23 protein-coding genes and 1 pseudogene are annotated in these 24638 nt (G+C 63.9%); 11 read left to right on the top strand and 13 right to left on the bottom strand.

Annotated features, from left to right (window positions below; all coding sequences use genetic code 11):
* Window positions 1–60 precede the first annotated feature (60 nt).
* The 3 genes from JWR51_RS12215 to JWR51_RS12225 are packed head-to-tail and all read left to right on the top strand — an operon-like array spanning window position 61 to window position 3850.
* Window positions 61–945, top strand: a complete 885-nt coding sequence (locus JWR51_RS12215) for a CheR family methyltransferase (protein WP_299747744.1) — start codon at window positions 61–63, stop codon at window positions 943–945.
* An 8-nt stretch (window positions 946–953) separates the two neighbouring features.
* Window positions 954–2090 carry a chemotaxis response regulator protein-glutamate methylesterase gene (locus JWR51_RS12220; protein ID WP_299747746.1) on the top strand — a complete coding sequence of 379 codons (1137 nt, stop codon included), beginning with the start codon at window positions 954–956 and terminating at the stop codon, window positions 2088–2090.
* Entirely contained in the window at window positions 2087–3850 is a 1764-nt protein-coding gene (locus JWR51_RS12225) for a hypothetical protein (RefSeq protein ID WP_299747748.1), read from the top strand. Before JWR51_RS12220 ends, JWR51_RS12225 begins: the two co-directional genes overlap by 4 nt.
* A 27-nt stretch (window positions 3851–3877) precedes the next feature.
* Here the strand turns inward: JWR51_RS12225 and JWR51_RS12230 are convergent, their stop codons facing one another.
* Entirely contained in the window at window positions 3878–4915 is a 1038-nt protein-coding gene (locus JWR51_RS12230; protein WP_299747750.1) for an ATP-dependent DNA ligase, read from the bottom strand.
* A 126-nt stretch (window positions 4916–5041) separates the two neighbouring features.
* Window positions 5042–5224: a hypothetical protein gene (locus JWR51_RS12235; protein WP_299747752.1), complete on the bottom strand. Its 183-nt coding sequence runs from the start codon at window positions 5222–5224 to the stop codon at window positions 5042–5044.
* Window positions 5225–5396: 172 nt separating this feature from the next.
* Here JWR51_RS12235 and JWR51_RS12240 point away from each other — a divergent pair, with 172 nt between their 5' ends.
* A complete protein-coding gene (locus JWR51_RS12240; protein ID WP_299747754.1) occupies window positions 5397–6791 on the top strand; it encodes a M20/M25/M40 family metallo-hydrolase in 1395 nt (464 codons plus the stop codon).
* Here JWR51_RS12240 and JWR51_RS12245 read toward each other — a convergent pair.
* From JWR51_RS12245 to JWR51_RS12265, 5 genes are all read right to left on the bottom strand, one after another.
* The gene (locus JWR51_RS12245) at window positions 6788–7180 is read right to left on the bottom strand and encodes a DUF1304 domain-containing protein (RefSeq protein ID WP_299747756.1); all 393 of its coding nucleotides are present in this window, start codon (window positions 7178–7180) and stop codon (window positions 6788–6790) included. The genes JWR51_RS12240 and JWR51_RS12245 overlap by 4 nt on opposite strands.
* A complete protein-coding gene (locus JWR51_RS12250) occupies window positions 7177–7662 on the bottom strand; it encodes a hypothetical protein (RefSeq protein WP_299747757.1) in 486 nt (161 codons plus the stop codon). The genes JWR51_RS12245 and JWR51_RS12250 overlap by 4 nt, the downstream gene beginning before the upstream one ends.
* 91 nt (window positions 7663–7753) lie before the next feature.
* Window positions 7754–8218: a hypothetical protein gene (locus tag JWR51_RS12255; RefSeq protein WP_299747759.1), complete on the bottom strand. Its 465-nt coding sequence runs from the start codon at window positions 8216–8218 to the stop codon at window positions 7754–7756.
* Between the two features lie 188 nt (window positions 8219–8406).
* Entirely contained in the window at window positions 8407–9300 is an 894-nt protein-coding gene (locus JWR51_RS12260) for a carbohydrate kinase family protein (RefSeq protein WP_299747761.1), read from the bottom strand.
* Entirely contained in the window at window positions 9297–10244 is a 948-nt protein-coding gene (locus JWR51_RS12265) for a pseudouridine-5'-phosphate glycosidase (RefSeq protein WP_299747763.1), read from the bottom strand. Before JWR51_RS12265 ends, JWR51_RS12260 begins: the two co-directional genes overlap by 4 nt.
* A 404-nt stretch (window positions 10245–10648) precedes the next feature.
* On the opposite strand from JWR51_RS12265, the gene JWR51_RS12270 reads away from it, so the two are divergent.
* The 4 genes from JWR51_RS12270 (at window position 10649) to JWR51_RS12285 (ending at window position 15010) form a co-directional block, all read left to right on the top strand.
* Window positions 10649–11740, top strand: coding sequence for a polyamine ABC transporter substrate-binding protein (locus JWR51_RS12270; protein WP_299747765.1), 1092 nt, complete (start codon window positions 10649–10651; stop codon window positions 11738–11740).
* 108 nt (window positions 11741–11848) lie between these two features.
* Window positions 11849–12991, top strand: a complete 1143-nt coding sequence (potA, locus tag JWR51_RS12275) for a polyamine ABC transporter ATP-binding protein (RefSeq protein WP_299747767.1) — start codon at window positions 11849–11851, stop codon at window positions 12989–12991.
* A gap of 187 nt (window positions 12992–13178) precedes the next feature.
* A complete protein-coding gene (locus tag JWR51_RS12280; RefSeq protein ID WP_299747769.1) occupies window positions 13179–14201 on the top strand; it encodes an ABC transporter permease subunit in 1023 nt (340 codons plus the stop codon).
* A complete protein-coding gene (locus JWR51_RS12285; RefSeq protein WP_299747771.1) occupies window positions 14201–15010 on the top strand; it encodes an ABC transporter permease subunit in 810 nt (269 codons plus the stop codon). Before JWR51_RS12280 ends, JWR51_RS12285 begins: the two co-directional genes overlap by 1 nt.
* A gap of 317 nt (window positions 15011–15327) precedes the next feature.
* Here the strand turns inward: JWR51_RS12285 and JWR51_RS12290 are convergent, their stop codons facing one another.
* A complete protein-coding gene (locus JWR51_RS12290; RefSeq protein WP_299747773.1) occupies window positions 15328–15756 on the bottom strand; it encodes an Rrf2 family transcriptional regulator in 429 nt (142 codons plus the stop codon).
* A 727-nt stretch (window positions 15757–16483) separates the two neighbouring features.
* Window positions 16484–18247, bottom strand: a pseudogene (locus tag JWR51_RS12295) (cation:proton antiporter); the annotation flags it as partial.
* A gap of 199 nt (window positions 18248–18446) precedes the next feature.
* Between JWR51_RS12295 and JWR51_RS12300 the strand changes: the two are divergent.
* Complete coding sequence (locus JWR51_RS12300; RefSeq protein ID WP_299747775.1) at window positions 18447–18779, top strand: nuclear transport factor 2 family protein; 333 nt, start codon at window positions 18447–18449, stop codon at window positions 18777–18779.
* Window positions 18780–18835: 56 nt separating this feature from the next.
* On the top strand, window positions 18836–19672 hold the full coding sequence (locus JWR51_RS12305; RefSeq protein WP_299747777.1) for a transglutaminase family protein: 837 nt from the start codon (window positions 18836–18838) through the stop codon (window positions 19670–19672).
* On the opposite strand, the gene JWR51_RS12310 is transcribed toward JWR51_RS12305, so the two are convergent.
* Genes JWR51_RS12310 through JWR51_RS12325 form a run of 4 tightly spaced genes read right to left on the bottom strand, consistent with a single transcriptional unit; the run spans window position 19669 to window position 23381 of the window.
* Complete coding sequence (locus JWR51_RS12310; protein ID WP_299747779.1) at window positions 19669–20559, bottom strand: transglutaminase family protein; 891 nt, start codon at window positions 20557–20559, stop codon at window positions 19669–19671. The two genes, JWR51_RS12305 and JWR51_RS12310, sit on opposite strands and share 4 nt — an antisense overlap.
* A complete protein-coding gene (locus JWR51_RS12315) occupies window positions 20556–21644 on the bottom strand; it encodes an AAA family ATPase (RefSeq protein WP_299747781.1) in 1089 nt (362 codons plus the stop codon). Before JWR51_RS12315 ends, JWR51_RS12310 begins: the two co-directional genes overlap by 4 nt.
* A complete protein-coding gene (locus tag JWR51_RS12320) occupies window positions 21644–22327 on the bottom strand; it encodes a fumarylacetoacetate hydrolase family protein (protein ID WP_299747783.1) in 684 nt (227 codons plus the stop codon). The genes JWR51_RS12315 and JWR51_RS12320 overlap by 1 nt, the downstream gene beginning before the upstream one ends.
* Window positions 22320–23381, bottom strand: a complete 1062-nt coding sequence (locus tag JWR51_RS12325) for an aldo/keto reductase (protein WP_299747785.1) — start codon at window positions 23379–23381, stop codon at window positions 22320–22322. The genes JWR51_RS12320 and JWR51_RS12325 overlap by 8 nt, the downstream gene beginning before the upstream one ends.
* Before the next feature lie 299 nt (window positions 23382–23680).
* Between JWR51_RS12325 and JWR51_RS12330 the strand changes: the two genes are divergently transcribed.
* Entirely contained in the window at window positions 23681–24547 is an 867-nt protein-coding gene (locus JWR51_RS12330; protein WP_299747787.1) for an EamA family transporter, read from the top strand.
* Window positions 24548–24638 lie beyond the last annotated feature (91 nt).

Here is a 24638-nt window from a genome sequence, read left to right on the forward strand (position 1 = left end):
TTTCGGCACGTCGTCCCGCAGCAGCGGGTTCCGACGTGCCGCCATCGGCCGGAGTTTATTGTGCCCCTTCCCGCTCGTACCGCCGCCGCTATCCGCATCGACGACGAAGACGATCACCTCACCGCGCTGGACTACAAGCGCATCGCCACTCTGATTGGCGACGAGGTTGGCATCAAGCTGCCGCCCGCCAAGCGCCTGATGGTGGAGGGCCGCCTGCGCAAGCGTATCCGTACCTTGGGTCTGGACAGCTTCGACGCCTATTGTGCCTACCTGTTCAAGAAGGACGGCCTGGTCGCCGAGCGCCCCTTCCTGATCAATGCGGTCACCACCAACAAGACCGATTTCTTCCGCGAGCCCGAGCATTTCGATTGTCTCGAGCAGCGCATGGTGCCCGCACTGCTGGAACTGCGCCGCGGCGAGCGCCAGCCCGTGCTCAAGGTCTGGAGCGCCGCCAGCTCCACCGGCGCCGAGGCCTATACGCTGGCCATGGTACTGGCCGATCTGGCCGGCCAGCGCGGTGATTTCCGCTTCTCAATCCTGGGCACCGACATCTCGACCGCCGTGCTCGCCCAGGGCCAGCGCGCGGTCTATCCGGCCGAAATGATCACCCCGGTGCCCCAGCTCAAGCAGTCGCGCTACCTGATGTTCGCTCGCAAGGCGGGTATCCGCTCCGAAGTGCGCATCGTGCCCGAACTGCGCCGCCTGGTGCGCTTCGCTCGCCTCAACCTGATGGACAAGACCTATCCCTTTGATAGCGACGTCGACATCATTTTCCTGCGCAATGTGCTGATCTATTTCGAGAAGGCCGATCAGGAAGCCGTGATCCTCAAGTTGATCAAACATTTACGTCCGGGGGGGTATCTGGTCCTCGGCCATTCCGAATCCATGATCGGAACCAACATCACCATGCGCCAGGTCGCGCCCGCCGTTTTCCAGAAGCCGTGAGCGCGCCCATGCCTGAAGCCGCCCAGCCCGGTCCCCATCGCAAGATCCGCGTCCTCATCGTTGATGACAGCGCCTCCGTACGCATGACCCTGAGCGAGATCATCGGCAGTGACCCCGAACTCGAAGTCATGGCCACCGCCGCCGATCCCTACGTCGCCGTCGAGCGCATCCGCCAGGAAGTGCCCGACGTGATGTTCCTCGATATCGAACTGCCGCGCATGGACGGCCTGACCTTCCTGCGCAAGATCATGAGCCAGCGGCCAATTCCCGTCGTCATCTGCTCGTCGCTGGCCGAAGCCGGCTCCGACACGCTGATGCAGGCGCTCGAAGCCGGGGCCGTCGACGTGGTCACCAAGCCGCGCGTCGACACCGCCGAATTCCTCAAGGAATCCCGGATGCGCATCTGCGACGCCGCCAAGGCCGCCGCCCATGCCAAATTCCGCGGCGTGCACAAGCCGGCCCCGCGCCTCACCGTCGAGGCCAAGCTCAACGCCGACGCGATCATCCCGCCCCATTCCGAAGCCCGCGCCGCCTCCCAGCGCGCCAAGATGCCGGTGACCGAACCGATCATCTGCATCGGCGCTTCGACCGGCGGCACCGAAGCGCTGCGCGAAGTGCTCGAGGCCCTGCCCGCTACCACGCCGGGCATCATCATCGTCCAGCACATGCCAGAAAAATTCACCAACGCCTTCGCGCGCCGCCTCAACGGCATCTGCGCCATGGAGATCAAGGAAGCCGAGGATGGCGATGTGGTCCAGGCCGGCCGTGTCCTCATCGCACCGGGCAACCTGCACATGGCGCTGCATCGCGCCGGCAGCCGCTACACCGTCAACGTCATCGAAGGCCCCCACGTCTCGCGCCACCGTCCTTCGGTGGACGTGATGTTCCGCTCCGCCTCCCAGGCCGCCGGCAAGAACGCCATGGGCATCATCCTGACCGGCATGGGCGATGACGGCGCGCGCGGCCTGCTCGAAATGCGCCAGGCCGGCAGCTACACGGTCGCCCAGGACGAGGAAAGCTCCGTCGTCTTCGGCATGCCCAAGGAAGCCATCCAGCGCGGCGCCGCCACCAAGGTGGTGGCGCTCAACCGCGTCGCCAACGAAATCAACACCTATGTCCGCACCGCCTTAGGGGCAATCAAATGACGGCTCTCGCCCGCCAGACCCAAGCTGCCCTGCCCACCGCCAGCGACCTGCGGGCCCTCGTGCCCGGCATTGTCGAGCCGCGCGAACGCATCGAAACCACCTTCGTGGCGGTCGGCGATCGCCTGACCAAGGGCGCGGCCATGCTCAACCGCATCACCCGCATTTTCGAGGCCCTGCCACAGAGTCTGGAAAGCCCCGAACTGCATGAGGCCTCGGCCCGCCTGGCCGCCATCGGCACCGAGTCCCAGGCCATTGCCGCCGTCTTCGCCACCGAACAGGCCGATCTTGCGCGCCTCGTCAGCGTCGTTGCCGCCGCCGATCACCCGATTTCCGATCTGCGCCGCACCGTCAAGATGATGGGCATCGTCGCCATCAATGCCCGCGTCGTCGCTGCCGGCATTGTGGGCGACGGCGATGATTTCGAGGTTTTCACCACCGATATCGCCAAGCTGTCGGAAAGCGCCAGCCGCACCATCCAGGAATTCTCCACCGTCTATCGGCAATTGACCGACGAAGTGCGCCGCGCCGCCGAACAGCGCGCCCATTTCGAGGCCGCCCATGCCGACACTTTGAGCGGCCTCGCCGCCAGCATGGATGGCAGCCTTGAGGCCGTCACCCGCCAGCGCCAGGCCTCGGTCGACGGCAGCGCCGAAACCGGCCGCGTCGCGCGCCAGATCGGCGGCCGTATCGCCAGCGCCGTCATGGCCCTGCAGGTCGGCGACGCCACCCGCCAGCGCCTCGAACATGTCGAAACCGCGCTCGAAACCCTGGCCGACCTGATAGACGGCAACAGCGTCGCCGGTGCCAGCCTGCCCACCGACGAACACGACCTCGCCCTCGCCGCCATTGCCAGCTTGCAGGCCGCCCAATTGGCCAGCGCCGCCGAGGCCTTTACCGCCGACGTTGCCGATGCCGCCAATGCGCTGGGCGATCTGGCGACCGACGCCCGCACCATCATGGTGCGCAGCCGCGACATCTACGGCCATGGCAAGGCCGGCGCGCAATCCCCGCTCGCCGCCCTCAGCGACCAGCTCCGCCACGCCGCAGAGGTGCTGCGCGACTGCGAGACCGAGCGAAGCAAGCTCGAAATCGTCGCCGGCGCCGTGCAGGCCACCGTGCAGTCCCTCCTCGGTCACGTCGAAGCCGTGCAGGAAATCGAGGCCAATATGCGCCTTGTCAGCCTCAATGCCGCTGTCAAATGCGCCCAGCTCGGACCGCGCGGCACCGCCCTCAACGTCATCGCCAGCCAGTTGCGTGAACTGACGGGCGAAACCGTCGCCGCCGCCGAAACCGCCATGAGTGGCCTGCACGAAGCCGCCGGCCTCGCCCAGTCCTTCGGCGCCGCTGCCTCTGGCGATGCTGCCGGCCAGGTCGGCCAGCTTGAACAGGAAGCCACTGCCGCGCTCGGCCTGCTCGAAACCGTCGACCAGACGCTGGCCGAAGCCCTTGGCGTGCTCAACCTCGATGGCCCCAAAGTCGTCAACCTGTTGGGCGAAGCCGCCTCCAGCTTTGCCGACCAGACGGCCATTTCCGAGGCCATGGCGGACATGCACGTCCTCATCGCCCAATATTCCAGTGACCACATCGACCCGCCCTCCGGGCCCTTGGCCGCCGTGCTGTCAATCCTGCGCTCCAAATACACCATGGACGCCGAACGCCGCATCCACGAACAGCTCTTCGGCAAGGACCTCACCGCACCCCCACCGGCTCCCGCCGCCGAAGCCTCGGCCGAAGCGGACCTGGACGATCTGTTCTTTTAGCACCGACGATACGATTGCCGGCGCGCCCTAGCCGCCGGCAATCGTGTTCGCCACGACGCCTTCGGGCTTCCGCGCCGGCTCCAATTGCTCGAACGTGCACTGGCGCGGCGCCTTGTCCGGCCGCCAGCGATGCAGCTTGGTGCCATGGCGGAACCTGTTGCCCGTCACATGGTCATACAGCACCTCCACCACCAGTTCGTGGCGCAGGCTCTCCCACTGGCTCGAACGCTCCGTCGACCATCGGCTCGACCCGCCCGGCGCGTCTCCGGTAAAGCCCGGTGGTCCCTTGAGGGCCTCCAACCGCTGGGTGATGTCCGGCTTCTCCGCCGCCGAAAATCCCGAGGTGAACCCGACATGGTCGAGCAGGCCCTTATCGTTGAACAGACCCAGCAGCAGCGAGCCAACCAGTTCGCTATCGGTGCCGTAGCGAAACCCACCCACCACGCAATCGGCCGAGCGAATGCGCTTAACTTTGAGCATGGCCCGTTCGCCACTGAGATACGGCCCATCCAGTCGCTTGGCGATGACGCCATCCAGCGCCCCGCCCACCTTTTCCAGCCATTTGACCGCCTGCTTGCGATCGCGCGTGAACGGCGACAGCCGCAGTCCCGTCGCCTTGGCCGCACCCACAAACGCTTCCAGCGCCGCACGGCGCAAATCCAGGCTTGATGCAGTCAGGTCGCCGGCCGCATTGGCCAACATATCGAAGGCAATGAACAGCGCCGGCGCGTCCGCCGCGAGCTTGCGCACCCGGCTCTCAGCAGGATGCAGCCGCATCTGCAACGCATCGAACGACAGTTCACCGCCCGTCGCGATCACCAATTCACCATCCAGCACGAAGTGGTCGCCGGGCAGTCCGGCAATCATCGCCACCACTTCGGGGAAATACCGCCCCAGTGGCTTGCCCGATTTGGCGAACAGCGCCACCCCGTCGCCACTCCGCACGGCGATGCAGCGAAAGCCGTCCCATTTCGGCTCGAACTGCCAGCTCTCATCCGCGGGCAATTCATCCACGCTCCTGGCTTCCATCGGCTCGATCGGCTGCAGCGTCACTGTCTTGGTCATGAGCGGTCTCCGCTCGCTCAACGGTTCAGCGGGTGGAGTCGGTTCCCGCCAAAAAAAAGCCCCGGCGTGATGCCGAGGCCTGAAGTTGTGCATGGAAAGGAGGAGGTCAGGCGATAAACTGTAATGTCACGCCGCCATCGCCTGCCTGACACTGCCGTCGCCGGCCTTGCCCTGCAGGAATTGCGGTGTCGATATCGGCGTCACCGCGGATGGGGTGCGGCCGACTGTGGATGCGGGCGCGGCCTCGGTCAGGCTGCCCACGCCGGCAGCAAGCAGCAAGGCCGTAATGGCTGAGGCTGAAAGGTGCATGGGAAACTCCTTTGGTTCGCGTCCAGAACATCCGAACTTGCGTTAACCATAGATGGTTCCATCTGAGCCCCGTTTGAGCGCACCGTTCATATTCGATTCATCATAAATCGGGCTGGACAGGCTTCCTCGCCCCGCGCCATGGTCACGCCAAATCAAATCGGAAGTTCTACCCATGACCATCGCCCCCGCCATGCTCGACGCTGTCCTTGCCCGCGTCGATGCCGATCTCGCTAACGCATTGAGCCGGCTCAAGGATTTGCTGCGCATCAAGTCGATCTCGACCGATCCGGCCTATGCGGCCGAATGCCAGCGCGCCGCGCAGTTCCTGGTCGATGATCTGGCGGGCCAGGGCTTTACCGCTGCGGCCCGACCCACGCCCGGCCATCCTGTTGTTGTGGCTCACGATTCCGTCGGCACGGGTCCGCATGTGCTGTTCTACGGCCACTATGACGTGCAGCCGGTCGATCCGCTGAACCTGTGGCACACCGATCCGTTCGAGCCGGTGATCAAGGACGACGCCAATGGTCGCAAGATCATCGTCGCGCGCGGCTCGTCCGACGACAAAGGGCAGCTGATGACCTTTGTGGAAGCGTGCCGGGCGTGGAAAAATGTTAACGGATCGTTACCCGTTCGTGTCTCATTAATGCTCGAAGGCGAAGAAGAGAGCGGCGGCAAGAATCTGCCCCCGTTCATGGCCGCCAATGCCGATGAATTGCGCGCCGATATCGCGCTCGTCTGCGACACCGACATGTGGGACCGCAAGACCCCTTCGATCACCACCATGCTGCGCGGCCTCGTCGGCGAGGAGATCGAGATCACCTGCGCCAGCAAGGATCTGCATTCGGGCATGTTCGGCAATGCCGCGCGCAATCCCAATCAGGTGCTGGCCGAAATCATCGCCAGCCTGCGCGCGCCCGATGGCAGCGTCACCCTGCCGGGCTTTTACGACGACGTCGCCGAAGTGCCCGACGCCATCAAGGCGCAGTGGAAAGGCTTGGGCTTCGATGAAAAAGCCTTCCTCGCCGAGGCAGGCCTGTCCATTCCGGCCGGCGAAAGCGCCCGATCGGTGCTCGAAATGATCTGGGCCCGTCCGACCTGCGAGATCAACGGCATGATCGGCGGCTATACGGGCGACGGCTTCAAGACCGTCATCCCCGCCAAGGCCAGCGCCAAGATTTCATTCCGCCTCGTGTCGGGCATGGTGCCGGACAAAATCCGCGCCGCCTTCCGCAAGCATGTGCAGGATCGCATCCCTGCCGACTGCTCGGTGACCTTTAGGGAACATGGCGGCTCCCCCGCCATCACCGTCCCCTCGGACGGCGTCTATCTCAAGCAGGCTCTGGCCGGCCTCACGGGCGAATGGAACAAGGAAGCGGTCATCACCGGCTCGGGCGGCTCCATTCCCGTGGCCGGCGATTTCAAGAAAATCCTCGGCATGGACACGCTGCTCATCGGCTTCGCCCATGTGGACGACAGCATCCACAGCCCCAACGAGAAATACGACCTCGAAAGCTTCCACCGCGGCATCCGCTCCTGGGTGCGGGTGCTGGCGGCATTCGCTGCCTAAGCGACCGGCGGATCAGTCTGCAGGTAAATCGCCATGGTCACCACGATCATGGCGATCACTGCCGGCACGGTCTGGATGAACAGGATCGACCGCTTGGCGGTGATCGCCCCATAGATGCCCGCAATCGCCACGCAGGCGAGGAAGAACATCTGCAATTCCCAAGCAACCTGGCGATCCGGGTGCAGCAATCCCCAGACCAGCCCGACCGCCAGGAAGCCGTTATAAAGCCCCTGATTGGCCGCCAGTGTCCTGGTTGCCTGCGCGGATTCCGGCGTCTGCCCGAACGCCTTGAGCCCGCGCGGCGTGGTCCACAGGAACATCTCCAGCACCAATATATAAAAGTGCAACAGCGCGATCAGCCCAACCAGGACCTGTCCGATAAAGCTCATTTGGTCTTGGTCTTTCCGACTGGCGCAGCGTCAGCCGCATCCCATTCATCCTGCATCTTGCGCCAATCCTCATAGGCGGCGTCCTGGTCCGGCAGCGGCTCGCGCGAGCCGCCCAAGGCGACCAACTGATCGAGTATCGGCTGCACGGTCGGCCCATAGGTCTCGCAAGCGCTTTTGTCCTCCAGCACGGCGAAAGCGGGGCCGAAATACTGCTGATCATAGGCCTCGGCATTGAGGTGAAACTGCCCCCTGCCGATGAGATCGGCCGAGTCGGTCAGCAGCGACCATTCCGGCTCGGTCACCGCAAAATCCGGACAATTGGACGAAATCACATTGGCGAGGATCAAGCCGCGCAAAAAGTCCTTTTGCCCCTCGCCATGCAGCGACGACAGGTCCGGCAATTGCACATAGACCTTGCCGTCCGCCAGCGCCGGGGACACCAGCATCAGCCCGGCCAAACTCGCGCCTATCAGTTTCCGCATCATCGTTCTCTCCCTCAGCTTTGCAACTCTCTAGCCTGCCGATTTAGACCGAACCATGTCGCCCGGGCCGGCGGCATCTGCACGACAAGTGTCATTCGGTCTTTTCCCAGGCGGGAAAGTCGGAGAATTCATTGGGCTCGAAGGCCGCGGCCGCAGCCTTTTGGTCGGGCAGGGGCTGGCGCGAGCCGCCATGGGCCACCAGTTCGCGCAGGGTAAGTTCGACCTTGGGGCCCTCGAGCGGGCAGGTTTCTTCCTCGACCAGCGCATTGTAGGCAGGACGAGAATAATCGCCGCCATAGAGATCGGTATCGAGGCCCAATTGCACGGCAACGATGTCGGCTGTGTCCAGCAGTAGCCACAATTCCGCGTCGCTGATCGCGAAGCCTGCGCAGTGCGACGACACCACATTGGCCATCACCAATCGGTGCAGCAGTGCCTCCGCCGCCGCGTCCTGGTAGCCCGAGAGATCCGGCAATTGCACATAGACCTTCCCGTCCGCCAGCGCCGGTTGCACCAGGGCAGCACAGCCCAAGAGCCCGAGTAGGATTTTCCGCATCAATGCCTCCAAGCCCCGCCCCTTCGTGCCACGCCCTATTCGGCAAGTCGAGCGCGCTCGGTGTAGTAAGATTGAGCCTGGCCGAGTCGAGATGGCGGTCTTCGAGAAACCGGAGCGGAGCGTACGTTCCATACATGAGCACCGGAAGCGCGGAGGACTGCGATTTGCAGGGCCGGCCTCGCCCAAGCTCACCCCATCGACGGAGGCTGCCCGCCGATCGAGCGCACCGCCTTGGCCCCCGCCTCGATCGCCCGCGCCAGCGCTACCTCGGGGCTAGCGCCATCCACATGCGCCGCCAGGAACCCGGCCGCGAACGCATCGCCCGCCCCAGTGGAATCCACCACAGTCACCACCGGCGCCTCCATGGTCAGCTTGATCCCATGCAACCCGCCCAGTGCTGCGCCAAAGCGGCCACGCTTGATCACCACATTGGCGAAATGACTGCCCAGAAGCCGCATCTGCACATCGAGCTCGATGGCGCCGCACAGCGTTTCCGCCTCGTCCTGGTTGGCGAAAATCCAGTCCGCGCCCGCGGTCCATTCCACGAACTTGTCCGGCCCCACCTCGCGCAAGAATCCCTCGGAGGCCGGATCGACAGCCACCGCTACCCCGCTTGCCTTGGCGAGGGATAAAAAGTCGCGCACTGCCGCCCGCGGCTCCGGCGCGAACAGGCTATAGCCCGACACCACCACCATGCCGAGATTATCGAGCAAGCTCTTGGGCAGGTCAGCCGCGCTCAAATGCAGGTTGGCGCCGCGATCGGTGAGGAAGCTGCGCTCTCCGTCGGGATCGACGATGGTCACCAGCACGCCCGAGGGCAATTCCTTGTCGCCCCCGAGGAACGGCACCACGCCCAGCCCGCGGAAATAGTTCTCGTACATATGCAGTTCTTCGGTGCCGACCCGCGCCACCAGCGCAACTTCGGCCCCCATCGCACCCAGCCACACCGCCTGGTTGGCGCCCGACCCGCCCGGCCGGCTGCGCACTTTGGCCCGCCGGTCGCTGCCTTTGACCAGCGGCCCCTCGGGCATGACGATGACATCGGTCATCACATCGCCAATGACCAGGACCTGGCGGCTCATGCGCGGCGGATCGCTGGCTTGGGCTGGGCCCGCGCCGCCAGCGCCACCGCGATCTGCGCCGCCACCTTGGCGTTGTTTTCCACCAATGCAATATTGGACTTGAGCGACTTGCCTTCGGTCAATTCGAAGATGCGGTTGAGCAGGAACGGCGTCAGCGCCTTGCGCGATACCCCCTCGGTTTCGGCACCACGAATGGCCTCGGCGATCCGCGCCTCGATGCTGGCCGCATCCAGCGCATCGGCTTCGGGGATCGGATTGGCGATCAGCACGCCACCCATGCCCAGCTCGATCTGCAGCGCCACCACCTTGGCGAGATCGGCGACATCGTCGAACCGGTGATCCACCTTGTGCCCGCTGACCCGCGTCCAGAAGGCAGGGAAATCGTCGGTGCCATAACCCAGCACCGGTACCCCATTGGTCTCCAGCACTTCCAGCGTCTTGCCGATATCGAGGATCGACTTGGCGCCAGCGCAAATCACCGCCACCGGCGTGCGGCTCAGCTCTTCCAGGTCCGCCGAAATATCGAATGTGTCTTCGGCCCCGCGATGCACCCCGCCAATACCGCCGGTGGCGAAAATCGAAATCCCCGCCAGCGCCGCGATCTGCATCGTCGTTGCCACGGTCGTGCCCGCCATGCCGCCCTGCACCAGCAGCGCCGCCACATCGCGCCGCGACGCCTTGGCGGCCTTGCCGCCTTCCAGCGCCAGCCGCTCCAGGTCGTCGCCCGAAACGCCCACCGCGAAGCGCCCGTCCATGATGGCGATCGTCGCCGGCACCGCGCCATGCTGACGCACCACGGCCTCGACATTCTTGGCCATTTCGAGGTTCTGCGGATAGGGCATGCCATGGGTGATGATGGTGGATTCAAGAGCCACCACCGGCTTGCCGGCCGCCAGCGCGGACTTCACTTCATTGCTGATCGACAAATAGGCCTTGGCGCTCATTTTTGCGCTCCGTCACTAGGGTCAGATGGCCGCCTGCTGCGGCCCTGTTGTGCCGGTTTTGCGCTTGCGGCGCGCTGCGCGTCAACCCCTGCAAAATCTTGCCACGCAATCTCTTGTCGCCCCGCAATTTTGGCTCTAGCTTGCCCCCATATTCCTCGTGCCAAGGGTTACTTCGCTGAAGACGATCATCATTGATTGCGCCCCATTGGCGGATCGATACGCGCCCGGCCCCGGGCCCATGACCAGCGACTGTCCCGATGCCCGCCGGCATCCCCTTGGTGCAACCCTCTCCATTTTTTCAGTCCTTCCCGGCCCGCAAAGATAAGCGCGTCCGGCTTCGCCAATTGCCGCGCGCCAGAACGCGGCGCCGCCAAAAACCGACCCTCACAGGAGCTCAACCCCAGATGAACAAATCGCTCGTCCTCGCCCTTGGCGCCCTGATGGTCGCGGCCCCCGCCGTGGCCCAGGAAGAAGCCGTGCTCAACGTCTACAACTGGTCCGACTATATCGCCGAGGACACCATCGCCAACTTCGAGGCGGAGACCGGCATCAAGGTCAACTACGACGTCTACGACAATAACGAGATCGTCGATGCCAAGCTCCTGGCCGGCTCGTCGGGCTATGACATCGTGGTGCCCTCGGGCAATTTCCTCGAACGCCAGATCAAGGCCGACCTGATCCTGCCGCTCGACAAGTCCAAGCTCCCCAACCTGGTCAATCTCGACCCGGCCGTGATGGCGACGGCGTCCAAGCAGGACCCGGACAATGCCCATGCCGTGCCCTACATGATCAACACTATCGGCTATGGCTACAATGTCGCCAAGGTCAAGGAAGCGCTGGGCGACGCTGCCCCGGTCGATAGCTGGGACCTGATCTTCAAGCCCGAAAACGCCGAAAAACTGGCCTCGTGCGGCATCAGCCTGCTCGACAGCCCGTCCGAAGTAGTCGGTATCGCGCTCAACTATCTGGGGCTCGACCCCAATTCGGAGAGCGAGGACGATCTCGCCAAGGCCGAGGCGCTGCTGACCTCGATCAAGCCCTATATCCGCTACTACAGCTCGTCGCAGTATATCGACGACCTGGGCAATGGCGAAACCTGCGTGGCCCTTGGCTATTCGGGTGACGTGTTCCAGGCGGTCGACGCCGCCGCCAAGGCCGCAACGCCCACCGAAGTCAAATACGTCATCCCCAAGGAAGGCGCCGCGACCCTGTTCGACTTCCTCGCCATTCCGGCCGATGCGCCGCACCCGGACAATGCGATGAAGTTCATCAACTACATCCTCGAGCCCAAGGTCGTCGCCGCGATCACCAATTACGTGTTTTACGCCAACCCGAATTTGAAGGCGACCGAGTTCGTGGACGACGCCGTCAAGACCAATCCCGGCATCTATCCGCCCGCCGAAACCATCGCCAAGGCCTTCGTGCTGGGTGCTCACAGCCCCGATTTCGAGGAAGTGTTGACCCGCACCTGGACCCGCATCAAGACCGGCCAGTAACACCCATCGGGCGGAGCTTCGGCTCCGCCCCTTCTTCGTCGTCCAGCATCGGATGGCGCGATTGGAAAATTGCGGCAGTCGCCGCCCGAATAGAGTTCGCACCGCGCCATGGCCAAGAAACCGCAAATTGCTGCAGACACTCGGCCCTGGCGCGATCCATCGGCAAAACCGTTTGTTCGGATCAGCAACGTCACCAAGAAATTCGGTGACGTTTATGCCGTCGCCGACGTGTCGCTGGATATCTACAAGGGCGAGCTGTTCTGCCTGCTCGGCGGCTCGGGCTCCGGCAAATCCACGCTGCTGCGCATGTTGGCGGGTTTTGAGGAACCCACCTCCGGCAAGATCGAGATCGATGGCCAGGACATGACCGGCGTGGCGCCCTATAACCGCCCCGTCAACATGATGTTCCAGTCCTACGCGCTGTTCCCGCACATGAATGTGGAACAGAACATCGCCTACGGCCTCAAGCGCGATCACCTGCCCAAGGCCGAAATCGCCGACCGCGTCGCCGAACTGCTGTCGCTGGTGAAACTCCAGGATTACGGCAAGCGCCGCCCCGACCAGCTTTCGGGCGGCCAGCGCCAGCGTGTTGCCCTGGCCCGTTCCCTCGCCAAGCGGCCAAAGCTGCTGCTGCTCGACGAACCGCTCGGCGCGCTCGACAAGAAGCTGCGCGAGGAAACCCAGTTCGAGCTGGTCAAGATTCAGGAAACCCTGGGCGTCACCTTCATCGTCGTCACCCACGATCAAGAAGAGGCCATGTCGCTGGCCACCCGCATCGGGGTGATGAACTACGGCGAAATCGCCATGATCGGCGAGCCGACCGACATCTACGAATTCCCCAATTCCAAGTTCGTCGCCGGCTTCATCGGCTCGGTCAACATGGTGGAAGGCGTCGTCACCGAGGACGAAGCCGACCATGTCCGCATCCGCTCGGCAGAACTGGGCTGCGATATCTTCGTCGGCCACGGCGTCGATTGCGCACCGGACCAGATCCTGTGGTGGGCCATCCGCCCCGAAAAGATCGCCCTGTCGCGCGAACGCCCTGAAGGCGACGCCAATATCACCAAGGGCGTGGTCGAGGACATCGGCTATCTGGGGGACATGAGCGTCTACCAAATCCGCCTCGACAGCGGCAAACACCTGCGCGTCACCCAGACCAACACCATCCGCGGCAATCCCGACGCCATCACCTGGGACGAACCCGTCTACTGCACCTGGCACGACAACGCCGGCTCGGTGCTGACCGTATGAGCCCGAACGCCGCTACACCCTTTCTTCACCTCTCCCTGGGGGGAGAGGTCGGCGCACCGCGCCGGGTGAGGGGGTCTTCCCTAGGCACATCACCCAGTAAAGGCCCCCTCACCCGACCCAAGAGGGTCGACCTCTCCCCCAAAGGGAGAGGTGAAGGCAGCGCCCGTGTCATCGAAGGAGCCCATCCATGAGCTCCTTCGACATCGACAATCCCGCGCCACGCCGCCACCGTCCCTGGACCGCGGTCGAACGCGCCTTCGCGGCCGTGGGCCTGTCTGGCCGCGCGCTCGTCATTGCCGCCCCCGCCGCCTGGTTGACGCTGTTGTTCCTGATCCCGCTCGCCGTGGTGTTCGGCATTTCGCTGGCCACCAAGCAGTTCGGCAAGCCACCCTATTCCGACCTGCTGACCACCGGGGACGGCACCGTGCAGCTCACTCTGCACCTGTCCAACTATGTCCGCCTGTTCACCGACAGTCTCTATGTCGCGGCCTATTTGAACTCGATCAAGATCGCCTTCATCTCGACCATTTTCGCGCTGCTGATCGGCTATCCGATGGCCTATTTCATCGCCCGCTCGTCCGATCGCTGGCGCAATATCCTGCTGATGCTGGTCATCCTGCCGTTCTGGACCTCGTTCCTGCTGCGCGTCTACGCGCTGACCGGCTTCATGCGCGGCAATGGCGTCATCAACCAGTTCCTGGAATTCATCGGCTTCCAGCACGTCATCAATGGCTACAATGCCGTCCTAGGCTGGGCCGGCTGGCAGATGCCGTCGCTGCCTTTCGTGATGATGCAGACCGATTTCGCCGTCTATGTGGGCATCGTTTACACCTACCTGCCCTTCATGATCCTGCCGCTGTTCACCAATCTGGTGAAGCTGGATGGCGCCCTGCTTGAGGCCTCCGCCGATCTGGGCGGCAGGCCCATGCGGACCTTCTTTTCCATCACCCTGCCGCTTTCCATGCCCGGCGTCGTCGCCGGTTCCATGCTGGTCTTCATCCCCGCCATCGGCGAATTCGTCATTCCGTCGCTGCTCGGCGGGCCCGAAACCCTGATGATCGGTCGCGTGCTCTGGGACGAGTTCTTCACCAATACCAACTGGCCCCGCGCCGCCGCGGTGGCTATCGCCATGCTGGTCGTGGTCGTGGTGCCCATCATGCTGCTGCAAAAGGCGCAGGACGCCGTGCAAGACACCGCGAGGACCAAATAATGCGCCGCGGCTGGTTCCTGCCCACAATGGCGATCCTGGGCTTCGTCTTCCTCTACGCGCCGATCATTTCGCTGGTCGTGTTCTCGTTCAATGAAAGCAAGCTGGTCACTGTCTGGTCCGGCTTCTCCACCAAATGGTATGGCGAATTGTTCGCCGACCCACAAATGCTCGGCGCCGCCTGGCTCAGCCTGCGCATTGCGGCCGTCAGCGCCACCATCGCTTTGGTGCTGGGCACGCTTTGCGCCATATCGCTGGTCCGCTTCCGCCGCTTCCGCGGCCGCACCATCCTGTCGGGCATGGTCTCGGCGCCATTGGTCATGCCCGACGTGATCACCGGCCTGTCGCTGCTGCTGCTGTTCGTCGGCATGGAAAGCATTCTGGGCTGGCCCGCCGGCCGCGGCATGCTGACCATCATCCTCGCCCATTCGACCTTCTGCATGGCCTATGTGTGCGTCGTGGTGCAGTCGCGCCTCGCCGATTTCGACATGAGCCTCGAGGAAGCCGCCATGGACCTCGGCGCCACCCCGGCCCGCGTCTTCTTCGACATCACCCTGCCCATCATCGCCCCGGCGCTGGTCTCGGGCTGGCTGCTGGGCTTCACCCTCTCGCTCGACGACCTGGTGATTGCCAGCTTCGTCAGCGGCCCCGGCTCGTCCACCCTGCCCATGGTGATCTTCTCAAAAGTCCGCCTCGGCGTCTCCCCCGACGTTAATGCGCTCGCCTCCATCATCATCGGCATCGTCGCCCTCGGCGTCTTCGCCGCCACCATCTTCCAGCTCCGCTCCCGCCCCAAAAAGGCGCGCGCCTGACTGAGTCTTTCCGATCACATCGTCACACACACGAAATCTAATCAGTGTTTGTTCACATTTAGTTCGCTTTTCGTTCATAAACCGCCCTATTTACAGGTCGGAAAAACGGGCGCATGCTTTTGTCATGTTCAACCAACGTGAAGGAGGTGATCCAATGGCTTATGAGATTACGGCGCTCGAAGAGGGTCTTGGATATAATGTGTTCGTGTCGGGGGTAAGCCTCGGCTAGAACACACTTCCTTCAGACGAGAAATCGTCAGGCACTTGAGGCCGAATACTCATGGAAGGGCCGCAGCAATGCGGCCCTTTTCTTTTGGCTAGACGGGAAGGTCTTCCAGACGCAGCGAATCCGCTAGCGTTGTACTGTCGAGCACTGCGCGCGTCGCCAACGTCACCCGCTCGAACACATGCCGGATTTCGCAGGAGCTTTCCTCCCGGCAATCCTCGCATTTGCGATAGGCGATCTTGGACAGGCAGGGTAGCGGCGCGATCGGCCCGTCGATCAGCCGCAGCACTTCGCCGAAGCGGATTTCCTCCGGCGCCTTGAGCAATTCATAGCCCCCGGTACGCCCGCGCCGGCTCGCCACGAACCCGGCCCGCTTCAGTTCCAACAGAATCTGTTCGAGGAATTTCTTGGGGATCGCCTGCTCGCGCGCAATGTCGCCGATCATCATCGTTTCGCCACGCTGCGCCCGCGCCAGTGACACTAGCGCGCGCAAAGCATATTTGGCCTTTTGCGAAATCATCGAAGTTCAGTGACTTTCAAATCTTGGGTTCAGGCACCACGGGCGGCACTGCGCGTTCTTCCGGTTGCTGTTCGGCGTCAGGCTCCGTCGGCTCCGGCACAGCCACCGGGCCACCCTCCGACACTTCATCCTCAGCCGCGACCTCGTCAGCCGCAGGCTCGGCGGGCGTCGCTTCGTCGTCAGCGACGACCGGCGCCTCCGGCTCGATCACCGGACTACCCTCATAAATTTCGTCTTCCGTGGCGAGTTCCTCAGGCGTTTCATCGGCCACAGGCGTCGCTTCAACCAAGGCCTCCGGCGTCTCCGCCACGGCCGGGGTTGTCTGCACGCTCTCCAGCGTCGCCGCGTCGACAACAGCGGGCTCGCCGACAACAACCTCTTCCGGCACGGCCTCGACGGCCTCGACGGCCTCAATCACCGCAACATCCTCGACCGGCGCCACGGCCGTCTCGAGAGCCGGCAATTCGATCACGCTCTCGCTGGCGACAATGTCCGCCGCCTCCGCCATGGCCGCAGGCTGCACGACTTGCGGTTCCGCAGCCACAGCCGGCTCGACCGTCGCCACCAACTCCACGGGGACGGGCGGCTCAGCAACAACCAGCGGCTCTGCCGCCGCCACGATGGCGGCCTTTTCCAGAATGTTCTCCACCGGCGCCAGCTTGGGTTCAATCGGCGGCACCGGGGCGGTATCGACGATATCCTCAACCCGCTCGCCGCGCAGCCAGGCCAGCATGCCTAGGCCGATCTCGCGCTCGCCCATGATCACCTGATCGGCCCCGAAATGGCGCAGATGGGTCTCTTCGTCTTCGGAATGCGCCCGCGCCAAAATGCGAATGCCCGGATTGATCTTGCGGCCGACCTCGACCACGGTCCCGGCCTCAAAACCGTTGGGAATGGCGATCATCAACACCTTGGCTTGCGCCAGGTTGGCCAGCTTGAGCACCTCGGCGCTGGCCGCGTTGCCGCTGACCACTTCGATGCCCTTAGAGCGCGCATAGGCGATGCTGTGATCGGAATCCTCGATCACCACGAGGGACGCACCCGCATCCTTGAGCCCCTGCCCGACCACGCGGCCCACCCGGCCAAAACCCACGAGGATCGTATGATCCTTCTGCCGCGTCGGCTGGGCTTCGTCCTCATTGTCCCCAACCGGAGCCTCTGCGGCAGGCGCTTCGGGCGCAACCGCGCCTTCCACCGAAACGGTCGTCTCGCCCGGCTCGACCCGCACCTCAGGTTCGCCCCGACGGCTGGCCACCCGCTGCTCGAGCCGCGGCTTGACCAGATCGACCGCCCAGAACACCACGGGATTGAGCACGATGGAGATCAGAGCGCCGGCCAGGATCAGGTCCTGCCCTTCCTTGGGCAGGATCGCCAGGGAGACACCCATGCTGGCCAGGATGAACGAGAACTCGCCGATCTGCGCCAGGCTGGCCGAAATCGTCAGCGCCGTGCCGATCGGCCGGCGGAATAGCAGCACGATAGCAAAGGCCGCCACCGACTTGCCGATGACGATGATGAACACCGTCGCCAGCACCTGCAGCGGCTGGCTGACCAGGATGGAGGGATCGAACAGCATGCCGATGGACACGAAGAACAGCACCGCGAAAGCGTCGCGCAGCGGCAGGGTTTCCTGCGCGGCGCGCTGGCTGAGTTCGCTTTCCGCCAGCATCATGCCGGCAAAGAACGCACCCAGTGCCAGCGAAACGCCAAACAGCACCGAGGAGCCCAACGCCACGCCCAGCGCAATCGCCAGCACCGCCAGACGGAACAATTCGCGTGAGCCAGTATGGGCCGTGGCATGCAGGGCCCAGGGAATTGCCCGCCGCCCGACGATCAGCATGAAGCCGATAAACGCCGCGACCTTGACCAGGGTCAGCCCCAGCACGCCCCAGATGCCAATTTCCATGCGCAGCATGCGCTCGACGAACGACACGAACGGATCGTGCATCACCGTCTCGGGATTACCCGACAGGCTCGCAAAGGCTGGGATCAGCACCAAAGCCAGCACCATGGCCAAATCTTCGACGATCAGCCAGCCGACGGCGATGCGCCCCCGTTCGGTCTCGATCAATCGCTTGTCCTGCAAGGCCTTGAGCAGCACCACGGTGGAGGCCACCGACAACGCCAGCCCGAACAGGATGCCGGCGCCCAGGCCCCAGCCCAGCAGCGTCGCCAGCCCCAGTCCGAGCAGCGTCGCAAAGGCGATCTGCACCAATGCGCCGGGGATAGCCAGCGCCCGCACGCTCAACAGGTCCTTGAGCGAAAAATGCAGGCCGACGCCGAACATCAGGAGGATCACGCCCAGTTCGGCCAGTTCGGCGCTCAGCGCCTGATCGGCAACGAAGCCCGGCGTATAGGGTCCCGCCAGCATGCCGGCGAACAGATACCCCACCAATGGGGGCATCTTGAACCGATTGGCGATCATCCCGAATATATATGCCAGCACAAGACCCGCGACGATCATGGTGATCAGGGGGGTTTCATGCTGCATGGGGCGCCTCCGGAGCGGGGTATGGACCTGTCAAACTAAACTCTACGGACAAGATGGGGTATCGGCCTCCCGCATGCAAGCGCATGGCGTCGGAAAATCGAGCAATCCCGCATGTTTGGCCGCAAGCCTTCACATTAGGCAATACATCAGGATAAGTTCGGCTTTGTCATGGCGTAACCACAACGCCGGGGGATCAGCAATGGCGCACGAGAGCCTTCCACCCATCCTCATCGCGTTTCGTGACGCCATCAATGCGGGCGACACCGAGTCATTCCTGAGCTTCTTTCCCCCCACCGGCATCGTCGAGGACTGGGGCCGCCGCTTTTCCGGCCTCACCGCCATCCGCGGCTGGAGCGACAAGGAACTGATCGGCGCCAAGGGCACCATGACCTTCGGCTCTGTCATCGAAGAGACGCCGGAGCGCATTAGCCTGAACGTCGACTGGACCAGCAGCTTCTATACCGGGCCGGGCGTTTTCACCTTCGTCTTCGCGGATGGCAAAATCCGCGAAATGAAGATTTCCGGCGCCTGATCGCCGGAACTTCGGCGTGCCGCTCGTGTTAACGCCGATATCGCAGAGGAACGCCCGTGAGATTCAATGTTGGCTGTGAAATCGGCTACGAGGTCAACGACGCGGCAACGCTGATCTTCAACATCGAGGCCATGCGCGGCGGGCGGCAGTCCATCCTGCAGGAAAGCCTGACCATCACGCCGCAGTACGAGGCCGACGAGAACACCGCCACCGATACCGGCAACCGCTATCTCCGCCTCACCGCGCCGCAGGGCCCGGTGCAATTGCGCTACGAGGCCGTGGTCGAGCTCGATCCGGTGCATCGGCAGCCCGATTTCATCGGCGAGGTGCCGGTGGCGAAGCTGCCGCTCGACACCATGGCGTACATCAATCCGTCGCGCTATTGCCCGTCCGACCAGCTCGCCCGCTTCGCCGGCCGCCAGTTCGGCAATATCCAGCCCGGCTTCCAGCGCGTCACCGAAATCTGCAACTGGATCAATGGCGAAGTCGACTACATGTTCGGCTCCAGCGACACCAGCACCACCGCCGCCGACACCTTCTCCACCCGCGCCGGCGTCTGCCGCGACTTTGCCCATCTGGGCATCACCTTCTGCCGCGCGCTGGGCATCCCGGCCCGCTTCGTCTCCTGCTACGCCTGGCAATTGCAGCCGCAGGATTTCCACGCCGTGTTCGAAGCCTATCTGGGGGACCGCTGGTATCTGTTCGACGCCACCCGCATGGCCGCGCTGGATGGCATGGTGCGCATCGGCTGCGGCCGCGACGCTGCCGATACGGCGTTCGCGACGATCTATGGCAACGTGCATTCGCTGCCCATCAGGGTCTGGAGCGAAGCAGTCGACGGCGACAAGAACGAGGAATGGACCACCGACGCCGTGAGCGTGGCGCGGGTCTAGCCCATCGAGTCCTGGGGCGAGGTGACGCGCTCAACCTTCACCTCGACCTCCATGCCGATATAGTCGCTCTTGGCCCCGATAAACGTCCCCGCAATCGGGATCGCCTGCCGCGGCTCGCGTGCCACGCCCACCCGGATCAAATCCCGCGTGCCGATGATCCCATTGGTCGGATCAAACTCCACCCAGCCGGCGCCCGGCAGATACACCTGGCACCAGGCATGCGTCGCCCCGCCGCCACGATGATAGCCGTCCCGGGCCGGTGAATAGAGATAGCCCGTCACGAACCGCGCCGAGAATCCCAGCGACCGGCACGCCTCCATCATCAGCCAGGCGAAATCGCGACACGTCCCCTGCCGGCTCGACAGTGTCACCGCCGGCGTCTGCGTCCCCGGATCGGGGCGGCGCAGATATTTGAAGCCTTCCTTGATGGCATAGGTCATCGTCATCAATAGGTTGCCGGTATTGGTCGTCCCGCTCGCATTGAGGAACCGCCGCGCCCATGCGTCGACCTCGCTCTGCTCGGGAAATTGCCGCAGCGTCGTCGACGCCAGGTCGATCGCGTCGGCGGCCGCGTATTCGAACGGATAGCTCCGCGCCCGCGTGTCGATCTCGAAATTGGGCGTCAGTTCCGGCGTGTGATCGAGCACCATGTGCGCCTCGATCCGCAGCTCCCTGGCCTCGCCAGCAAACTCCGCGATGGCGATACCATTGCCGAACACGTCATGGATCCAGCGCACAGTCTTCGGCTCCGGCCAGATGCGGAGGCTAAAACTCTCCAGCGTCTGCTCCATGCTGTCGCGCGGCCGCACCAGTATGCGGTGCTCGCCAAACCGCACCGGCGTGGCATAGCTGTAGACCGTCTTGTGGCTGACCTGCAGCAGGGTCACGAAACGACCGTGATCTTTTCGGCAGCCCGCGTGATGCCGGTATAAAGCCAGCGCGCCCGTTCCTCGCGGAACACAAAGCTCTCGTCGAACAGATAGACATTATCCCACTGGCTGCCCTGTGCCTTATGCACGGTCAGGCAATAGCCGAAGGTGAATTCGTCGAACTGCCGCCGTTCGGGCCAGCTCATGGCGTCTTCCTCGCCGGAAAAGAATGCCTTGTGCGTCAGCACGCGCGTCTCGCCCTTGCCCTCGTCATCGGCCATCAGCAGCGACCATTTGCCATTGGTGCGGCGCGTCACCTCGGTGCAGATCCAGATCTGTCCGTTGAGCAGCTTCTTGCGCGGATTGTTGCGCAGGCAGACCATGCGGTCGCCCTCGACCGGCTCGTGGAAGGGCAGCCCCTTCAGCTCGCGCAGTCGGTCATTGTATTGCAGGCGCGTCTTGTTGCGCCCCACCAGTACCTGGTCGGCCAGCAGCACCGCGCCGCGATCCACATCCTCGCGACCGACCACGACGGACTCGCCATAACTGCCCCGCTCGAGGAAGCCGCCCTCGCGCACCTGCATCGACAGGTGAATGATCGGATTGTCCGCCGCCTGCCGGTGGATTTCGGTCAGCATGATGTCGGGCTCTTCGGCCGTGAAGAAGCCCGCCCCCTGCACCGGCGGCAGCTGGAACGGATCGCCCAGCACGAGGACTTTAACCCCGAACGAAAGCAGGTCGCGCCCAAGCTGTTCGTCCACCATCGACACCTCGTCGATGACGATCAGGCCGGCATCGGCGGCCGGCGATTCCGGATCGAGCACGAAGCGCGGCTCGCCCTCTTTTTCGGAGACCAGCGTATAGATGAGGCTATGGATAGTCTGCGCGCCCTTGCAGCCGCGCTTGCGCATCACCAGCGCCGCCTTGCCGGTGAAGGCGGCATATTTGACGCTCTTGACGTCCTGCGCCAGATGCACCGCCAGCGTCGATTTGCCCGTGCCGGCCCAACCGAACAGGCGGAACACCTGCGGCCCGTTCTTGTCCTTGAGCCATTCGGCGACGGCAACCAGCGCCGCGTCCTGCTGGGGCGACCATTCAACCATCAGATGATCTTGGTCCTGACCGTGCCGACGCCTTCGATCTTGCCTTCCAGCACATCGCCGCGCACCACCGCGCTGACGCCCGAGGGCGTGCCGGTCATGATCAGGTCGCCCGCCTTGAGCATGACGAACTGGCTCAGATAGGCGATGGACTCCGCCACGCTCCAGATCTGGTCGCCCAGATCACCGCGCTGCCGTTCGGTCCCATTCACATTGAGGGTGATCGCACCCTTGTCCGGATGCCCGATATTGCTCGCTGGCTCAATCGAACCAACCGGCGCGGAATGATCAAACCCCTTGGCCATTTCCCACGGCCGACCGGCCTTCTTGGCCGCCGCCTGCAAGTCGCGCCGGGTCATGTCGAGCCCCACCGCATAGCCATAAACATGCTCCAGCGCGTCCGCGACGGCAATGTTTTCGCCATCCTTGCCGATGGCGACGACCAGTTCGATTTCGTGGTGAAAATCGGCCGTCTGGCTCGGATAGGGCGTATCCGCCCCACCGATAACCAGCGCATCGGCCGGCTTGGCGAAAAAGAACGGCGCATCGCGCTCGTCATTGCCCATCTCGCGGATGTGCTCGGCATAGTTGCGCCCGACGCAATAGATACGGCGGACGGCGAACAGCCCGCCGCGTGCGATCGGCACGCTGGCAGGTGCGTAGGGTTCAAACAGGAAATCAGCCACGGCGGTCTTCTTCCACAAAGGGGGCAAGGAGGGTCATGTCGATCGGGCCCGCGCGATCGGCCGCCGTAAACGTCTGGTGCCAATAGGGATAGAGCATTGGCGGCTGGCTGACCTTGTCGAGCCTTGCGCGCTCTTCATCGGTCAGCTTCAATTCCGCCGCCGCCAGGTTGTCCTGGAACTGCGCTTCGCTGCGCCCGCCGATGATGACGGAAGTCACCCCCGGGCGACCCAGTTCCCAGGCCAGCGCCACCTGCGCGCCCGACACGCCACGGGCGTCCGCGATCTCCACGACCACGTCGACGATGTCATAGAGGCGATCCCAATTCGGCACCGGCGGTTCCTTCGAGCCGCCCACATGCCGCCCCGAATCCGGCCCCCCATTGCGGCGATACTTGCCACTCAACAACCCGCCGGCGAGCGGCGACCAGATCAGGATACCGAGGCCCTGATCTAGCGTGATCGGCACCAGCTCATACTCGGCTTCGCGCGAATGCAGCGTGTAATGGATTTGCTGGGAGACGAACCGCTGCCCATGCCGCACATCGGCGGCGGCCAGCGCCTTCATGATGTGCCAGCCCGAATAGTTCGAGCAGCCAATGTAGCGAACCTTGCCCTGCTTCACGAGCGTATCGAGCGCTTCCATGGTCTCTTCGATGGGCGTCAGCCCGTCCCACTCATGCACCTGATAGAGGTCGATCGCATCGGTCTTGAGGCGTTTCAAACTGGCTTCCGCCTGCGCCACGATATGGTGACGGCTGAGCCCGATCTCGTTGGGGCCATTGCCCATCTTGAAGCGCACTTTCGTGGCCACCAGCGCCTTTTGCCGGCGCCCGCCTTCGCTCAGCGCCACTCCGATCATCTCCTCGGAGACGCCCGCATTGTACACATTGGCGGTATCGAGCAGGTTGATGCCATGGTCGAGACAAAGGTCGATCTGCCGATTGGCATTGGCCTGGTCGGTATGGCCGACCTTTTCGCTGCCACCAAACGTCATCGTGCCCATAGTCAGCACCGAAACCTTAAGGCCCGAACGGCCCAGCAACCGATATTCCATAATCAACCTCCTCTTGCCCGAAGCTGCGGCGAGGCAGACTCACGGAACGTATCGCACCTACATAAAGCACGCGGCTATTCCCGCGAAGGCAGGAAACCACTCTTATTCGATCGCCACCATACCGCATCACCCCACCGGGTCATTCCCGCGCAGGCGGGAACCCCTGTTGACCGATGCCCGACTAAGCAAACGGAGGTTCCCGCCTGCGCGGGAATGACCTTGTGAAAATCCATTACGATGACGCAGTGGGAAATATTGCAGAAGCCTGCTAGGCAACGCCCGTCAAAGAAAGCCTCTCCGTGCGCCCGTCCTCCATCATCCTGCCTGTCGCCCTCGTCACCCTCGGCATGGTGGCGACCCAAACCGGCGCATCCTTCGCCAAGGGCCTGTTCCCGCTGGTCGGCGCTTCGGGCGCCACCGCGCTCCGCCTCACCCTCGCGGCCCTCGTACTCATCGCCATCTTCCGCCCCTGGCGGCACAAGCTCGACGCCAGCCAGTGGCGCGCCGTGCTGCTCTACGGCGCCGCCATGGGCGCCATGAACCTGTTGTTCTACGCCGCCATCGCCCGCATTCCCCTGGGCATCGGCGTCGCCCTCGAATTCACCGGCCCGCTCGCCGTGGCCCTGGCCGGCTCCCGCAAGCCGCTCGATTTCCTCTGGATCGGCCTGGCTCTGCTCGGCTTCTTCACCCTCCTGCCGTTCGGCAAGATGAGCGGCACGATCGACCCCGTGGGCATAGCCCTGGCGCTTGGTGCCGGCATCTGCTGGGCCGGCTACATCGTCTTCGGCCAACGCGCCGGCACCGGCGGCGGTCCGCACACCGCCGCGCTCGGCGTCGGCCTCGCCGCCCTCATCGCCCTGCCCTTCGGCATCGCCTCGGCCGGCGCGACCTTGATCGATCCCGCCATCCTGCCCGTCGCGCTTGGCGTCGCCCTCCTGTCCAGCGCCATTCCCTATACGCTCGACATGATCGCCCTGCCCCACATCCCGACGCGGCTCTTCTCCATCCTCGCCAGCGCTCACCCGGCGCTCGCCGCGCTGTCTGGCTTCGTCATCCTGTCCGAACGCCTCACCCCCTGGCAGGTCGCCGGCATCGTCTGCATCGTGCTGGCCTCCATCGGCGGCACCGCGACCATCGCCCGCAGCAACTCCCCGCCCGTAGCGTAGAGCCGTCCTTCACCTCTCCCTTTTGGGGGAGAGGTCGACCTTCTCAGGTCGGGTGAGGGGGCCTCCCCCACTCCGAACTTAGTAAAGGCCC

The organism is Devosia sp., assembly GCF_028290625.1.
GTDB lineage: Bacteria > Pseudomonadota > Alphaproteobacteria > Rhizobiales > Devosiaceae > Devosia.

Bases quoted from the DNA above. Each gene is read 5' to 3' on its own strand.
- JWR51_RS12285 (WP_299747771.1), top strand. From the start codon at position 14,201: ATGCGCCGCGGCTGGTTCCTGCCCACAATGGCGATCCTGGGCTTCGTC.
- potA (WP_299747767.1), top strand. From the start codon at position 11,849: ATGGCCAAGAAACCGCAAATTGCTGCAGACACTCGGCCCTGGCGCGAT.
- JWR51_RS12260 (WP_299747761.1), bottom strand. From the start codon at position 9,300: ATGAGCCGCCAGGTCCTGGTCATTGGCGATGTGATGACCGATGTCATC.
- JWR51_RS12245 (WP_299747756.1), bottom strand. From the start codon at position 7,180: ATGAGCTTTATCGGACAGGTCCTGGTTGGGCTGATCGCGCTGTTGCAC.
- JWR51_RS12315 (WP_299747781.1), bottom strand. From the start codon at position 21,644: ATGGTTGAATGGTCGCCCCAGCAGGACGCGGCGCTGGTTGCCGTCGCC.
- JWR51_RS12235 (WP_299747752.1), bottom strand. From the start codon at position 5,224: ATGCACCTTTCAGCCTCAGCCATTACGGCCTTGCTGCTTGCTGCCGGC.
- JWR51_RS12255 (WP_299747759.1), bottom strand. From the start codon at position 8,218: ATGCGGAAAATCCTACTCGGGCTCTTGGGCTGTGCTGCCCTGGTGCAA.
- JWR51_RS12230 (WP_299747750.1), bottom strand. From the start codon at position 4,915: ATGACCAAGACAGTGACGCTGCAGCCGATCGAGCCGATGGAAGCCAGG.
- JWR51_RS12225 (WP_299747748.1), top strand. From the start codon at position 2,087: ATGACGGCTCTCGCCCGCCAGACCCAAGCTGCCCTGCCCACCGCCAGC.
- JWR51_RS12300 (WP_299747775.1), top strand. From the start codon at position 18,447: ATGGCGCACGAGAGCCTTCCACCCATCCTCATCGCGTTTCGTGACGCC.
- JWR51_RS12270 (WP_299747765.1), top strand. From the start codon at position 10,649: ATGAACAAATCGCTCGTCCTCGCCCTTGGCGCCCTGATGGTCGCGGCC.
- JWR51_RS12240 (WP_299747754.1), top strand. From the start codon at position 5,397: ATGACCATCGCCCCCGCCATGCTCGACGCTGTCCTTGCCCGCGTCGAT.
- JWR51_RS12265 (WP_299747763.1), bottom strand. From the start codon at position 10,244: ATGAGCGCCAAGGCCTATTTGTCGATCAGCAATGAAGTGAAGTCCGCG.
- JWR51_RS12325 (WP_299747785.1), bottom strand. From the start codon at position 23,381: ATGGAATATCGGTTGCTGGGCCGTTCGGGCCTTAAGGTTTCGGTGCTG.
- JWR51_RS12280 (WP_299747769.1), top strand. From the start codon at position 13,179: ATGAGCTCCTTCGACATCGACAATCCCGCGCCACGCCGCCACCGTCCC.
- JWR51_RS12250 (WP_299747757.1), bottom strand. From the start codon at position 7,662: ATGCGGAAACTGATAGGCGCGAGTTTGGCCGGGCTGATGCTGGTGTCC.
- JWR51_RS12290 (WP_299747773.1), bottom strand. From the start codon at position 15,756: ATGATTTCGCAAAAGGCCAAATATGCTTTGCGCGCGCTAGTGTCACTG.
- JWR51_RS12220 (WP_299747746.1), top strand. From the start codon at position 954: ATGCCTGAAGCCGCCCAGCCCGGTCCCCATCGCAAGATCCGCGTCCTC.